This window comes from Sporomusa rhizae, assembly GCF_041428845.1.
Lineage (GTDB): Bacteria > Bacillota > Negativicutes > Sporomusales > Sporomusaceae > Sporomusa > Sporomusa rhizae.
This window is the reverse complement of record NZ_CP156925.1, coordinates 5,404,226-5,419,662: the sequence shown is the minus strand read 5'-3', so window position 1 is coordinate 5,419,662 and position 15,437 is coordinate 5,404,226. Positions and strand designations below refer to the sequence as shown.

Below are 15,437 nucleotides of genomic sequence, written 5' to 3'. Positions count from 1 at the left end.
GGTGCACCACCTGCTGCCCAGGGGCATATATTACAAAGAACTTACCGCATCCTGTGACTAACCCGCTCTGGCACTCCCAGCTTCTATCTGTACTCCTCAGGGTAGAAGTGGAAGTTTAATAGCGGATAAGTCCCCGGATAAGGGTGGCTAACCTTCCGATAGGGTAAAACCCTACCTGAAGTTAAGTCTACTTTATTGTATGAATGCCAGTTAGGGAACGTAACCTAAGTAGATGAGGTGCTGAAACAAATGAAACAGGTGGGTTTGATAGGTGTAGGGAGAATGGGCGAGGTTTTATCAGAAAAACTCGCAGGTCATATTAATTTAAAAATTTTTGACAGAGATGAAAGTCATATGCAAGAGGTTGCAGACAGTCTGGGGGTTCAAACAGCAGCAAGTTTGGAAGAATTGGCTGACTGGGGACCGGTTATTTTAGTTGTCCCGGACAGAGAAGTGATAAACGTGATTAAAGATTTTAATCAGATGGGACGGCCGCTTAGTGTTATCAATGTTGCTACCAATGTCGCTCAGCCGGTATTGGAGATGACAGCTTCTCCACAAGTAAAATGTATTGGGGCTAAGTTTGTAGCCCAGGCCCGAGAAATTGCGTTGGGGGCCGAACCGGTCATTATTGTCAATGAGCGCCCGGCCGAACTTGTGGAAATAGCGCGGGAAATATTAGCGCCGGTAGGTAAGATTTTTGTTGGCAGCGCCGACGTTGTTACATATATAAATACGCAAGCTGCGGAAAAGGCACTTACCGCAGCGGTAATGCTTGAAGAAACCCTGCGCTGTCAGCCTTATATCAATACAGATATGATTAAAAGCGCTATCCGGCAGGTGGCCGCCGGTGTATTGAAAGCGTATGCCGATGATGATCTTGGACCGTTTGCCCGGGAGATTGTGCGGGCAATAAAATCAAAGCTTAGGAAAGCTTGAGTGGTAAGCAAAGAGAACGCCGCTGAATTAAATTCAGTGGCGTTCTCTTGTAGCTACAACACTGGCTCTGGCCCCTAGTACGGGTAGCATCCAGATATGAGGTCGAAAATATCAATTGTTATTTAGGAAAAATATGTGGTAATATATGTGTAAGGAAAAAATGTCGAATTATGTAGAAATTAAGAATTTCTGGTTTTCCATTGGACTTTATTAATAATTATTGGAGGGGTGAAAACTACATGAATCTAAGGGCCAAGTTATTATCCGGATTTGCATTAATCACAGGGATAGCGCTTATTGCTGTCGCTACCATGGGCTATTTTTATGCCAGGCAACAGGTTATGAGTGGCGTTAACGAAGAAATGACTTCAACTATTAACGGCCACGTATCCGAATTCGAAGGTTGGCTTAGTGTGAAAGCCAACACCCTAGAGACATTGGCCTTTACTTCTCAAACTACTTTTGGTAATAGTGATGTTCCACCTACATATCTTGAAGCGTACAAAGTCGATAAGGAATTAATTAACGTTTTCGTAGGCTATGCAGACGGCCGCTTTGTCGATGGTACAAAGTCGGTATTGCCTGCCGGCTATGACCCGCGGGTACGGAGCTGGTATAAGGATGCCCTGCAAAAAGGAAAGATTAGTTTTACTGATCCGTATGTTGATGCATTAACCAATAAATATGTAATATCAGCAGCTGTGCCGCTAAAAGCAGCAGACGGGTCAATCAAAGGTGTAATCGGTGAGGATGTCCAGATGGACAGTTTCACCGAAAATATCAAGAAAGTTAATTTGCATGGTATAGGCTATGCGTTTCTTTCGGATAGCAAAGGAACAATCATAGCCCATCCCGACAGCAAGCTGGTAACTAAAAACGTTGTTGATATACCTGGGTTGAAAAGCCTCGGACAAGAGATGCTGGCAAGTAAACAAGGTTCTAAGGTTTATGAGGTTGATGGTGAAAAGAAATTAATTATCTATAATAAAATTCCGTCAACAGGCTGGTTAATGGCGATAACCGTTTCAGAGGCTGATGCCTATCGCCAGTTAGCAGAGCTTAGAACCAAATATATCATCATAGTATTGTCTACATTGTTATTAGTAGCCGGTTTTGCTCTGTGGTTTGCTAATAAATTAGCTAAACCCATGGCGGAACTTACCGTTAATGCACAGAAAATGGCGGAAGGCGATTTGACTGTCAAGAGTGTTGTTGTCGGCAAAGATGAAGTTGCCTGCCTGGCTACCGCTTTTAACCAGATGAGCGGCAACCTGCGGGGATTAATTAAACAAATTGCCGAGTCTGCCCGGACTGTCGACAGTGCGGCTCAAGACATGCAGAGCTCTTCCCGGGAGGCAGGGCAGGTTACCGAGCAGATCGCGACGACGGTTAATGATCTTGCCCAAGGCGCCGGTGCGCAAGCTGAGTCCATGCAAAAGGGTGCGGGAATGGTTAGTGATATAAGTAATTCGGTGGAAATTATTTCACAGAATACTGATAACTCTGCCAGGCGGGCCCAAGGTGCTCAGTCAGCCGTGGAGCAAGGTTATCAAGCAGTTATGCATCAAAGCGAATTAATGATCAAAAGCCATGAGGCTACTCAGAATGTCGGACAGGCCATTTCCGCTCTTGCTGATAAATCTAAGATGATTGGTCAGATTGTTGAGGTGATTGGTAACATTGCCGGTCAAACCAACCTGCTGGCACTCAATGCCGCTATTGAAGCGGCACGGGCCGGTGAGCAAGGACGGGGATTTGCCGTTGTCGCCGACGAAGTGCGGAAACTGGCCGAGCAAACTGCGCATTCCAGCCAAGAGATTGCTAAATTGGTACAGGATATCCAGCAGGGAACCGATCAGGCCGTTAGAGAAATGCAGTCTTCCGAGGCTATTATTGGTCAGCAGGAAAAGGCAGTTGATCAGACCGAAACTAACTTTAACCAGATTAAAGATTATGTTGCTCAGATTGCCAGCCAGATTCAGCAAATTGCCGCCGAAGTAACGCAATTAAGCGATAAAGCAACAGACGTTACCGGCGTCATTAACGATGTAGCGGCTGTGGCTGAAGAAAGCGCCGCTGCTACCGAAGAAGTGGCAGCCGCTACCGAAGAGCAGACAAGCGCTGTTGAGACAATTGCCCAGCAGGCGGATAAACTGGCTGCAGAAGCCAAAAAGTTAGAGCGCCAGATAGCCGGATTTAAAATTTAACAATTGGTGCGAAAGGCCAGGAAGCAGGTTAGTGCTTCCTGGCCTTTTAATTTTGCAGGTTTTGCCAAATTTGCTCATAAATTGTCTGATTTATTCGACAAATATCCTCTATAAGAACATAAAACAAAGTGCTATAATGAAAAAAAGTATAACTTAGGGAGAAAATCCTAGTTTTGGTAGTTTTATGATGAAAGAAGGAGGGGAGAGACGGTGAATTTAAGAGCAAGGTTGTTACTGGGTTTTGCGCTAATTACCGGTATAGCGCTAATAGCAGTTGCCTACATGGGCTATTTTTATACCAAAAAACAGGTCGTAGATAATGTTAACGCCGAAATGGAAGTTGTTCTAAAAAGCCATGTAACCGAGTTTGAAGGATGGTTGGCTGCCAAGGGAAAAATAGCCGAAACACTGGCATATACGGCTGAAAATGTATATAGCGACAGTGAACTTCCCATTTCTTATCTTCAAGTCTTTAAAAACGATAAGGATATGACTGATGTTTATATTGGGTATGCCGCTGATGGCCGGTTTGTAGACGGAGCCCAAACTAAATTGCCGCCAGGTTATGATCCGCGGCAGCGGGGCTGGTATAAGCTTGCCGTAGAAAAAGGGAAGCTTGTATTTACTGAACCGTACGTAGATGTGTTTACCGGAAAATATGTAATTACCGCAGCCATACCCGTCAAAACTCCGGCTGGAGCATTGAAAGGGGTATTTGGTGAAGATATTCTATTGACTGCCTTTACCGATAATATTAAAAATGTTAATTTGCGGGGCATGGGCTATGCCTTTGTTATCGATAATAAAGGGGTAGTGGTTGCCCATCCGGACAGTAAGCTACTTACCAAAAATATTTTAGAAGATCCTTCGCTCAAGGCTTTGGGACAAGATATGCAGGCGAAAGAAAATGGTTCTAAAGTATATGATTATGAGGGGCAAAGTAAAATTACTATATATCAAAAGATTCCGTCGACAGGCTGGGTAATGGCCATTACGGTAACTGAAGCCGAAGCCTTTAGTCAATTGGCAGACCTTAGAACCAAATATATTATTGTAGTCGTGGTAGCTATGCTGGCGGTAGCCGGTTTTGCGTTATGGTTTGCTAACAGGATTGGAAAGCCGTTAGCCAGACTAACCGGTAATGCGCAAAAAATGGCTCAGGGTGATCTTACCGTAAAAACGGCAGTAGCAGGCCGGGATGAAGTAGCCAAACTGTCTGAAGCCTTCAATCAGATGAGTGCCAGTTTACAGGATTTGATCAAACAAATCAGACAATCGGCCCAGACGGTAGAACTGGCAGCCCGGGATATGCAGGGGTCGGCTCGAGAAGCCGGGCAAGTCACGGAACAGATTGCGACAACGGTAAATGATCTTGCGCAAGGATCGGGTGTGCAGGCTCAGTCGATGCAAAACGGGGCAGTCATGGTTACAGAAATGAATAATTCTGTTGGTATTATTTCGCGTAATACCGACAGTTCCGCCAAACGGGCGCTGGGAGCGCAACAGGCGGTGGAGCAAGGTTATCAAGCCATTGTTCACCAAAACCAGCTCATGGTCAAAAGCAGGGATGCCACGCAGCACGTTGGGCAGGCTATCACAGCACTTGCTGACAAATCTAAGCTGATTGGTCAGATTGTTGAAGTGATTGGGAACATAGCCGGTCAAACTAACCTGCTGGCTCTCAATGCCGCTATTGAGGCCGCTAGAGCCGGTGAGCAGGGACGGGGATTTGCCGTAGTCGCCGATGAAGTACGGAAATTAGCCGAACAAACTGCCAACTCCACCCAGGAAATTGCGGCTTTGGTTCTGGATATTCAGCAAAGCACCGACCAAGCTGTTAAGGAAATGCACGCCTCTGAATCTATAATTGGTGAGCAGGAACAGGCCGTCGGTCAAACTGAAAATAATTTTAATCAAATCAAAGAGTTTGTTGCCGATATATCGAGCCAGATTCAACAGATAGCAGCCGAGGTTACCCAACTAAGTGCTAAAGCAATGGAGGTTACCGGGGTAATTAATGATGTTGCGGCAGTAGCTGAAGAGAATGCTGCAGCTACTGAGGAAGTGGCTGCAGCTACTGAACAGCAGACAAGTGCTGTTGAAACTATTGCCCAGCAGGCAGATAAGCTGGCCGCTGAGGCCAAGAAGCTGGAACAGCAGATAGCAGGATTTAGAGTTTAATATAGGTTGTGAAAAGGCCAGGAAGCAAATCGACTGCTTTCTGGCCTTTCAAATTTTTGATTCATTAGACTATGTTGATGTTTACATATTTTCTCCCCGAAAAAGCATATACAAACAATATTTGCAACATGTATAATAGAAAAAAAGGTAAAAAAATGTAGAAATTAGTATGATTTTTTTACATTGTAAATGGAGGGGAGACGAATGAAATTAAGGACGAGACTGTTGGCTGGGTTTGCTTTATTTACAGGTATAGCACTAGTAACAGTAGCCTCCATGAGATATTTGTACACTAAAAAGCAGGTTGTTGACAATGTTAACAACGAAATGTCAATTGTTCTTAACGGCCATGTTAACGAATTTGCAGGCTGGCTTGGAGCTAAGGGAAAAATTGTTGAGACACTGGCACAAACAGCAGAAACGGTTTGTAGTAATAGCGATATTCCGCGATTCTATAACACATAGAAAAAGAGCCAGGAAGCAAATAGGATGCCTCCTGGCCTTCTTTGTCCTAAACGAAGGGCAAAAGCTATACCCGGTTCGCTAAGGCTTGGCGCAAGTCGTGTTTTCTTTAGCGTGATATTCCTTGTGTAGCCAATTTGTTAATGTGCCTGTTCCTAAACTGACACCGAGCAGTACTAACACGAGTGCCACATAATGTTTCCATATCAGCTGTTCATCCAGGAATACGGCTGAAGCAAAAAAGCTGACAATAGGCGAACCATTAAGAAACAGCGAGGCTGTAGAAGCACCGATATGGTGAACGCCGGTATTCCAGAGCAGCGCGCCTAAAGCGGTGCTGAACCAACTGGAAAAAAACAATATAGCAATAGGCAGCAGTGCAAAGGCACCTTCATTTACCCATATTGGATTAATAGTGGCGTTGATGACTAATAATACGGGAGCGGCTATAAGGTGGCTATATGCGGTGATGACAAGCGGCGAAGTGTACTCTGTACCTTTTTTTACACATAGCGAGCCAGCGACATAAGTCAGCATGGCAATCAGCATTAAGCCGTCGCCGCCCATAGTAGCTTGGCCTGCTGCGGCTTTCCCGGTGATAATAAGCAGAATGCCACTAAGACCAAAGGCTACCCCGATTGACTTGCTCCAATTGAGCGGCTCATTAACAAGCAGGCTTGCGGCCAGGGTTGTTGTCAGCGGGTTAAGAGCCAAGATTAAGGCTGCATGTGTGGCGCTGGTAGAGCTAACACCCAACGATAAAGTGATCTGATGCATAACGATGCTAAATAGAGCGACGCCGCAGATGGGCAGCCAAGCTTCCCGCGGTACAGGCTGTCTGCCGTTGGGGTAGTACAAGGTGGGTAATAGAAACGCTGCAGCCAGTGTCATACGGATTCCGGGAAGCGCCAGGGGTGGAAAAAAGTTGGTAAGGTACTTAAGCATTACAACATTAAGACCCCATAATAAAATTACTGAAAGCATCATGACAGTAATTTTATTTGAAGATAAACCTTTAGGATGATTGAGTGATTGCTGAGTCATGGTAATCTCCTGGTAAGTATAAAATCCGATATTAGGATAGTACCATGTGGCAAGTGCATAAATCAATACATATATTTATATTTACACACGCTTTACGACATGATTGCTTTTATAAATGAACCTTTGTTTTACGGTATATAGCCGGCGTTATGGGTTTACCCTACGTTTGGAAGGTAAACTGGAGGCTAAAATTAGATACAGAGAAAGGAGGTGAAGCGAATCGCAATTTTTACTATGAAGGAAACATTTCGAGCACTTAAACACCGCAATTATCGACTATTTTGTTTGGGCCAAGGTCTATCCTTGATTGGAACTTGGATGCAGCGGACGGCTACTATTTGGCTAGTATACCGTTTGACTCAGTCCCCAGAAATTTTGGGTAATGTTGATTTCACCGGGCAGATTGCCGGGGTAGTGCTTATTCCTGTTGCCGGCGTGCTGCTAGACCGGTGGAATCGCTATCGGGTTATTCTGTGGACACAGTTATTAAGTATGGCACAGGCCATGGTGTTGGCAGGGCTGGTGTTTAGTGGGACTGTGGCCGTCTGGCATATTGTTGTGCTTAATGCCTTTTTGGGTGTAATTAATTCGTTTGATATGCCTGCCCGCCAGGCTTTTGTCTCGCAAATTGTGGAAGATAAAGAAGATTTGGCTAATGCCATTGCCCTTAATTCGGCTATGTTTAACGGCGCCCGGATTATTGGGCCGTCGATCGCTGGATTGGCTATTGCGGCTTTGGGCGAAGGGCTATGTTATCTGCTCAATGCTATTAGTTACATAGCTGTGCTTGGAGCACTGCTGGCTATGAATATTAAGGTGACAAACACGACGCCTTCCAGTTCGGAAAATATAGCAGGCGGCTTGAAGGAAGGGCTTCTCTATACCTATAAGTCCTTACCGATAAGAATGGTTTTATTGCTGTTGGCTCTTGTCAGCCTCGTGGGGTTTCCAATTTTACCACTTATGCCGCTTTTTGCCGGACAAATTCTTGGCGGTGGACCTGACACTCTGGGGTGGCTAATGTCAACTTTTGGACTAGGAGCTTTGGTCGGCACGATTTTTCTAGCATCGCGAAAGTCCATTGTGGGTATTGAAAAAGTAATTGCCGCAACTTCTGTTATTTTTGCGGCAGGGCTAATGGCATTTTCCCTGTCAGCTACAATTGAACTTTCACTGGTAATCGCTTTTATCATGGGATTTGGCATTATCGCTCAGATGGCTTCTACCAATACCATTATCCAGACATTGGTTGACGAGGATAAACGTGCCCGGGTAATGAGTCTGTATGTGCTGTCTTTTGGCGGGATTACCCCGATTGGCAGCCTTTTAGCCGGTCATGTGGCCGGTATCATAGGCGCTCCTTATACCTTTTTGCTCGGAGGAGGACTGGTACTGGCCGGAGCGCTGCTGTTTGTCATAAAATTACCTGCTTGGCAAGCTGCCGCGTATAAAATATATTGTGAAAAGGAGGTCATTTAAGCAGGCAGGATTATTTTTTGCTAAGGAGAAGCAAGAAAATATAATACAGGAATTTTGGTAAGGGGGCTTATGGCATGCCGCAAAGTATTCAATTTAAACAATCACTATACACAGGACTTATCATAGTAATGGTGACTATACTACTGATAACGGGAAGTAGCTATTTTTTCACCCGGTATGCAGACGAAGCTAACAGAGAAGCTGCCGTTAAAGGGGTGGCTGCTCTACAACTTACACTGGATGGTTGCCGGGAACAGGTGAGCTCTATCGCCATTATGACTGCCAGCCGCCCGGAAGTGATCCAGGCGGTCGCGGGCAAAGATCCTGTCGCCGGCATGCGGGTAGTTACCGGCCTTAGTGCGCAGGCAAAACTAACTTCGCTACAATTAGCGGATAGTCAAGGCCGGATATTGACCGGAGAGGGAAAGCCGCTGCAGCAGCAGTCCGTGAAACGGGTTATTGAGCAAGGGCAGACTACTTCTTACTATGAGGATGCTTCCGGAGAAGCTGTGTTGTCGGTAACGGTAACACCGGTTAAAGATGCCGCCGGCAATGTAGTTGGAGCTGTGGCTGCAGGTATGGCTGTCAGCCGTGATGATTTTGTCGACAAAATAAAAGGTATGCAAAAGGTAGACGCTACTGTTTTTGCCGGTGATGTGCGGGTGTCTACAACAATTATTCAAGAAGATAAGCGGGTAGTCGGGACAAAACTCGACAGTAAAATCGCCGCAGCTGTACTGGGGAGTGGTCAGACGTACGCCGGTGCAGCCAAAATTCTCGGTATGCCGTATGTCACCTATTATCAGCCGCTTCTGGGCTTGGATCAGAAACCGGTTGGTATTTTGTTCGCAGGCAAATCGGAAGTGGAAGCGCTGGCGGTTCGCAATAAAACGCTGATGACTTTGGGATTAGTTGGTCTGTTAGTGTTGTTGGTGGGTATTGCGTTTTCTATATGGACGGCACGGAAGCTGACTAAACCGATACTAGCGGTAGAACGGCTAATGGAAGAAGCCGGTTCCGGAGATTTGACAGTTAGGGCGGAAGTAACTTCCCGCGATGAGATTGGCAGGCTGCTTCAGGCTTTTAACACCATGATGGAAAACCAGTCAAACCTTGTTGGCGCTGTCAGCCGGACCAGTAAAGAGATTGCATTTGCTTCCGAACATTTAGCGGCCTCCAGTGAAGAAATGAGCTCTACGATAAATGAAGTAGCTTCCAATATGGGACGGGTCGCCAACAATGCATTGTCCGGGGAACAGGCCGCCGAAACGGTAAGTGAAGCGCTGAATAATCTGGCGAAACTGATAGTACTGGCAAAAGACCGGGCCGTATCCGCACAGGATGCCTCGTCGGTAACTTCCCAGGCCGCTACTAAAGGGCAATCAACGGTTGCCAGTACGGTTGCTAGTATTGACGAAATGAAAGCTAAAATTTTAGAAACGGAAGAACTTATCAGCCGGTTAAATGAATATTCCAGTCAGATTGGTGTTGTTACTGAAACAATTACCAGTATCGCCGGCCAGACCAATCTGCTGGCCTTAAATGCCGCTATTGAGGCTGCCAGAGCGGGAGAAGCCGGACGTGGTTTTGCCGTAGTCGCAGAAGAAGTCCGCAAGTTAGCCGAACAGGCAAGTAGTGGAGCACAAAAAGTTACGACACTCTTAAGCAAAGTTACAGAGAATACGGCTGCTGCCGTAAAAGCGGCTGAGTACAGCCGTGCTGGTATAGAACAAGTTGTCAGCTCAACAGACGCTGCCAGTTCAGCTCTTGCCAGTATTTTGACTGCAGCAGGCGGTACAGTTACCGATACTGAACGGATAATGAAGGTGGCTGATGACGAAGTTGCTACTTCCGACCGAATTGTGGAGCTTATTAGCAGCTTAACAAAAGGCCTAAAGGAAACAACAGGCCTTAGTAGAGAAGTAGCGGCTGCCTCTGAACAAACCGCCAGTGTTGTAGAAACAGTAGCAGCCAGCGCTGAACAGTTAACAAGTATGGCTGCAGAATTGAAAGAAATGGTAGTAAGGTTTAAAATATAGATATATTGGAACTGGCTTGGCCGCCGCCTGTCCCGATGGGATAGGCGGTTTTATATTGAAGTTTGAGATTAAAAAAAAGGCCTCCAGCCGGAGGCCTATATGTTATGTTACAGAGGAAAACATGGGCGAGGAAAACACCACCTGCGCGGGTTGCAATACCAAAATGGACGGCAGTTGTCGAAGCGAGGGGAACAGTTCCGGCGAGGGCGACAGCCGAACCCTAGTCCTAAACCTAACCCAAGAACAAAAGGAAATAGCTGTCTTTCATTTCTCGTGTTGGGTTCTTGCTCCCATTCTATATCCTCATCAAACCATTCTTCTATCTCTGGTTCTTCCCATTCTTCCCAAGATGAACGTCTCTTTTTAGCCACCTCAATCCCTCCTATACACTCTTTGCTACATAATATGCTAACCTTAATTTAACTGCTACTGCTAATGGCAGTGAAAGCGGTTATAAGCGGCCTCTATTTGTAGAAAGCGAAGGATTATGGGTGGCTAATAAAGGAAGTTTAGTTTACAGGCCAAGGTTCAGGTCTGGCAATGTAAAAACCCTGTGAGAAGTCGATGTTATAATCCTTGACAGTCGAGAAAACTGATTCGGAATGAACAAATTCGGCAATTGTTTTGATGCCCATATCGCGGGCGAAGGTAACTATGCTTTTGACGATTGCTTGGGAATGGGCGTCCTGATCGATGTTTTTGATGAGAGAAGCGTCTATTTTTAAATAATCAAAGTCTAGGGAAAGTACGTAGGAAAAGTTGGAGTAGCCTGAGCCAAAATCATCGACAGCCAGTTTACACCCGGCTGCTTTTAAGGTTTTTAGAAAGTTTACTGCTTCGGTGTGATTTTCCAAACGATGATTTTCTAATACTTCAAATACAACGCGATCGGCTATATTGTGTTTTGTCAGTTCGGTATGGATCATTTCTGTGGTTTGGATGTCTTCCATATCATCAATATCAAGGTTTATGGAGATTTCATCAGGACGGTCTTTAAATAGGGCAAACGATTTTTGAACGATAGCCTTAGTAATTGCCGGATATTGACGGGTAACTTTGGCAATGTTGATAAATTGAAACGGAGAAATAACATTGCCACTATTATCAATAAGGCGGGCTAACACCTCGTAGTGTTTGCTGTGGGGTTGCTCGTGGTTGTATATTGGCTGAAAATAGGGTACGATACGGTCATGTTTAATAGCATCTTGCAATATTGAGGCTAGCTTAATATTATCATGGTAGCGGGCGCCAATCTCTTCGGTTTCTTTAAAAAACAGGAAGGGTTTTCGTCGACAGCGGGCTTCCCGTAAGGCGATATCAGCTTTGATTACCAGTTTTTCTGGGTCAGGGTCTGTGGCAAAGGCTATGCCCATAGTAACTCTGAGCATTACTGCCTGGTTTCTGTTGGTGAACTTAGTAGCGGGAATAAGGGCAGTAATATGCCTTGACAATTGCTCAAAGTCATTCAGAATGACAGGTAAGTTTGCCGCACGTTTGGCATCCAGGAAAATAGCATATTCGTCGGCGTGAATCCGATAGAGCTGATACGCTTTGCTAGGTAATGTATTTGATAATAACCGGGCTAGGTTTAACAAGATTGCGTCTCCGGCCGTATAACCATAAAAGTTATTTATTTGCTCAAATCCGTCAATATTGATAAGGGCTACTACCGGTACAGCGGATTTATTTAAATCGCGCAGCAGGCACAGGCGGTTAGGAAGTCCTGTAAGACTGTCAGCATATAATAGCCGGATAAGTTGATCTTCGCGCTGTTTAAGCTCTTTAGTCCTATCGGCCACGCGCTTTTCTAGCGTTTGGTTAACATTGGTAAGCTGCTGCTCCAGATGTTTATACTCTGTAATATCTTTGAAGCTATTGATTACTCCAAACACTCGTTCTTCAGAATCTCTGAGCGGCGTAGCTGTTAAAACGTAATATCTAGAATCATTGGTACAGTTCTTCAGAATAACGTTAGTATTATAGGTCTGGTTCGTCTCTAAAACGCGGCATAAGGGGCAATCTGTTTTAATGCAGATGGCATCATTGAGCACTTCATTGCACTTTTTTCCCTCGATACTTTCGCGCGAAATTCCTGTCATATTGGTAAACGCATCGTTAACTCTTAGAACGGTAAAATCCCGGGCAATTACGTACATGCCGTCAACTGAGGCGTTAAATATTTGATAAAATTCGTCATGATCTGACTTGATCTGAATCACGCCCGGATATACCTCCTGAATTTGTCGAATATCTTAATAATAACACTATTGGTTATGATTTCCATATAGGACTTTTGACCTATGCAAAAATGTTAATGGCAGGAAACTACTAAGGCTTGTTGAAAATTATACTATTACAATTTGGTGAGGTTACTATGATTTGTATAGATGGCTTAGTAAAAAAGTTTGGCGAGCGGATTGCTGTAGATAATTTGAATTTAACGATTAACCAGGGAGAAACCTTCGGGCTGCTTGGACCGAATGGCGCAGGCAAAACTACGACTATACGGATTTTGACCATGCTTACCAGACCGACGGCAGGTACGATTACCCTGAATGGCTGGCGTCTGCCGCAGGATGAACTTGCTGTCAAATCTATTATCGGTGTTGTTCCCCAGCACTTCAATCTGGATATTGACTTAACAGCGAGAGAAAATCTTAATTTGCACGGACGCCTGCATCATATGCCGCACGGGCTGCGGGAAGAACGCGTTGAAGAACTTCTGGATTATGTCGAGCTAAAGGAACGGGGCAATGACATGGTCAATAAGTTCTCCGGAGGGATGAAACGGCGGTTGATGATTGCACGGGCGCTTTTACATAAGCCTCAGATTTTGTTTCTCGATGAACCGACGGTAGGACTTGACCCGCAGGTTAGACGCCGGCTATGGGATCTAATTCGCCGGATGAATGCCGATGGCTTGACCGTGCTGTTGACTACTCACTATATCGAAGAGGCGCAAAACCTGTGCGCCCGGGTGGCTATAATGGAAAAGGGCCGCCTGATCGCGCTTAATACCCCTGTGGCATTATGTGAGCGACTGGGCAAATTTGTTGTTGAGTGGAATGAAAGCGAGGGTATGCAATACCGCTTTTTTACCAACAGGACTGAAGCGGCGGCGTTTGCCGGAACCCTTTCGGTTAACGCCACCTTAAGAGATACAAATTTGGAAGATGTTTTCGTGGAATTGACAGGCCGCCGGGTAAGCGGCTAAAGGAGTTTACTATGGAGACTGCACGAGTTATCATGGCGGCGCTGGCCGAAGACGGACAGGAAGCATATGTTGTGGGCGGAGCTGTTCGTGACTTGTTACGCGGTGTTCCGCCTGTTGATATTGATATTGCGACAAACGCGACGCCTGACCGGATTATAGCCGTTGCTGAGGCCAAGGGCTGGAAAGCTATTCCGGTAGGAGCGGCTTTTGGTGTGATAACTGTAGTAGCTAACAACCAAAGCTATGAAGTAGCCACCTTCCGCAGTGAACGTTACGGCGTTGACAGCCATCGCCCGGAAGCAGTGACGCTAGGGGTTGATCTTGCCAAGGACTTGGCTAGGCGGGATTTTACCTTTAATGCTATGGCTATGGCGGCTGATGGGAAAATTATTGATCTGTTTGGCGGGCAGCAAGATCTAAAGGCTCAGCTTATTCGAACTGTTGGCAAGCCGGAAGAGCGTTTTGCTGAAGATGGCCTGAGAATGTTCCGCGCCGCCAGGTTTGCCGCCCGGTTGGGTTTTAATCTGGAGGCCATGACGTTTGCCGCAATACCCGCATCGCTGGAACGTATCCAGGGATTATCGGTGGAACGGGTAAGGACAGAACTTGAAAAAACACTGCTGTCGCCATTTGCCGCACGTGGTCTTGATATTATGCTAAAATCGGGTTTATTGGCAGGCAATTGTTTGGGCAAAGAGCAGGGAAAAACCCATCCTGTACCTATTTTGCCCGAACTCTGCCACTTGGATGGGTTGTTGCAAAACCCCCGGTATCACATGCATGATGGTTGGCGCCATACGCTCGCTGTTACTGAGTTGGTTCCCGGCGATTTATCCTTGCGGTGGGCGGCACTTTTGCATGATGTAGCCAAAGGCTGGCCGGAAATACGGGTAACAAACCGGGAAGGGCAGCCTTCCGATCCAGGACATGACAAAGCCGGCGCCCAAGCTGCCGCTGTTATCTTGCGCAGGCTGCGGGTAGACCGGCAGGTTGTAGAACAGGTGGAATGGCTTATCAGGAACCACTTAATGTTTCCGGTGGTCGAGGAAAAAGCGGTTCAGAAGTGGCTAAAGCGTCTAAGTAAGGAGTTTAAAGGGCCGGAATCGTTTAAGAATGCTCTGGACCGGCTATTTTCATTGCATCAGGCTGACCGGCAAGGCGGACATACTCAGCCTGATATGGTTGGGTTACAGGCGGTTAAGGAAATTGCGGACCAGATAATGGCTAGGGTGCCGTTTTTTCCATCCCAGCTCGCTCTTAGCGGTGGTGAGATTGCCAATAAGCTGGGAGGAGGTCCTGAAGTTGGCCGCTTCCAACAGAATTTACTGACACGAATCCAGGCCGGGCAACTCGCCAACACCAAAGAATCATTGGTGCCAGCACTCGCTTCCCGGGTTCGCAGATTGACGCAAAAGACAGTCGAATAATCCTAAAAAGTTTTTGTGAAAAATACACTTGACTCTGATAAAAGTATAGAGTATAATCAAAAACAAGTTAAAAATGAAAATACGATGAACAGGAAGTTAATTAGTTTACAATCTTCAGAGAGCTGGCGGTTGGTGAGAGCCAGTGTGAGTAACAGTTAATTCCGCCTGGGAGTATCTGATGATGAATCTGACGGGTCCGCCCGGTATAGCGGTAAAAGTTGGCCGAAAGGCAACATGGGTGGCAACGCGGGAAACAGCTCTCGTCCCTGTATAGGGATGAGGGCTTTTTATATTTTCCAGTGCTTAATTCGCGCAAAGACTCATATTCTTTATTTGGGGGAATTATACCCCTATGGGTACAGGAATGCGAATAAGTATCTGGATAAGGTGACTAACCTCAGTGGGGTATACACCACTGACTAAGTCTTCCTTATGCGGAAGCGTT

At 45.9% G+C, this 15,437-nt stretch carries 10 protein-coding genes and 1 other annotated feature; of the genes, 8 read left to right on the top strand and 2 right to left on the bottom strand.

Features of this window, described 5'->3' with window-relative positions:
- The first annotated feature begins 249 nt into the window (after nt 1-249).
- The 4 genes from SRRS_RS25315 (at nt 250) to SRRS_RS25300 (ending at nt 5,792) form a co-directional block, all read left to right on the top strand.
- Nucleotides 250-939, top strand: a complete 690-nt coding sequence (locus SRRS_RS25315; RefSeq protein ID WP_371364327.1) for an NAD(P)-binding domain-containing protein — start codon at nt 250-252, stop codon at nt 937-939.
- A gap of 239 nt (nt 940-1,178) precedes the next feature.
- The gene (locus tag SRRS_RS25310) at nt 1,179-3,146 is read left to right on the top strand and encodes a methyl-accepting chemotaxis protein (protein WP_371364325.1); all 1,968 of its coding nucleotides are present in this window, start codon (nt 1,179-1,181) and stop codon (nt 3,144-3,146) included.
- A 210-nt stretch (nt 3,147-3,356) separates the two neighbouring features.
- Nucleotides 3,357-5,327: a methyl-accepting chemotaxis protein gene (locus SRRS_RS25305; RefSeq protein WP_371364323.1), complete on the top strand. Its 1,971-nt coding sequence runs from the start codon at nt 3,357-3,359 to the stop codon at nt 5,325-5,327.
- A gap of 204 nt (nt 5,328-5,531) precedes the next feature.
- The gene (locus SRRS_RS25300; RefSeq protein ID WP_371364321.1) at nt 5,532-5,792 is read left to right on the top strand and encodes a hypothetical protein; all 261 of its coding nucleotides are present in this window, start codon (nt 5,532-5,534) and stop codon (nt 5,790-5,792) included.
- Between the two features lie 78 nt (nt 5,793-5,870).
- Here SRRS_RS25300 and SRRS_RS25295 read toward each other — a convergent pair whose 3' ends face one another.
- Nucleotides 5,871-6,833 carry a DMT family transporter gene (locus SRRS_RS25295; RefSeq protein ID WP_371364319.1) on the bottom strand — a complete coding sequence of 321 codons (963 nt, stop codon included), beginning with the start codon at nt 6,831-6,833 and terminating at the stop codon, nt 5,871-5,873.
- 210 nt (nt 6,834-7,043) lie between these two features.
- On the opposite strand from SRRS_RS25295, the gene SRRS_RS25290 reads away from it, so the two are divergent.
- Together SRRS_RS25290 and SRRS_RS25285 are read left to right on the top strand one after the other, a co-directional pair.
- Complete coding sequence (locus SRRS_RS25290; protein ID WP_371364317.1) at nt 7,044-8,312, top strand: MFS transporter; 1,269 nt, start codon at nt 7,044-7,046, stop codon at nt 8,310-8,312.
- 74 nt (nt 8,313-8,386) lie between these two features.
- A complete protein-coding gene (locus SRRS_RS25285; protein ID WP_371364315.1) occupies nt 8,387-10,351 on the top strand; it encodes a methyl-accepting chemotaxis protein in 1,965 nt (654 codons plus the stop codon).
- 509 nt (nt 10,352-10,860) lie between these two features.
- Here SRRS_RS25285 and SRRS_RS25280 read toward each other — a convergent pair.
- Nucleotides 10,861-12,570: an EAL domain-containing protein gene (locus SRRS_RS25280; RefSeq protein WP_371364313.1), complete on the bottom strand. Its 1,710-nt coding sequence runs from the start codon at nt 12,568-12,570 to the stop codon at nt 10,861-10,863.
- 155 nt (nt 12,571-12,725) lie between these two features.
- Here SRRS_RS25280 and SRRS_RS25275 point away from each other — a divergent pair, with 155 nt between their 5' ends.
- Nucleotides 12,726-13,565, top strand: a complete 840-nt coding sequence (locus SRRS_RS25275; RefSeq protein ID WP_371364311.1) for an ABC transporter ATP-binding protein — start codon at nt 12,726-12,728, stop codon at nt 13,563-13,565.
- 11 nt (nt 13,566-13,576) lie between these two features.
- Nucleotides 13,577-14,992 carry a CCA tRNA nucleotidyltransferase gene (locus tag SRRS_RS25270; protein ID WP_371364309.1) on the top strand — a complete coding sequence of 472 codons (1,416 nt, stop codon included), beginning with the start codon at nt 13,577-13,579 and terminating at the stop codon, nt 14,990-14,992.
- A gap of 75 nt (nt 14,993-15,067) precedes the next feature.
- Nucleotides 15,068-15,263 (top strand) — a binding site (T-box leader).
- Nucleotides 15,264-15,437 lie beyond the last annotated feature (174 nt).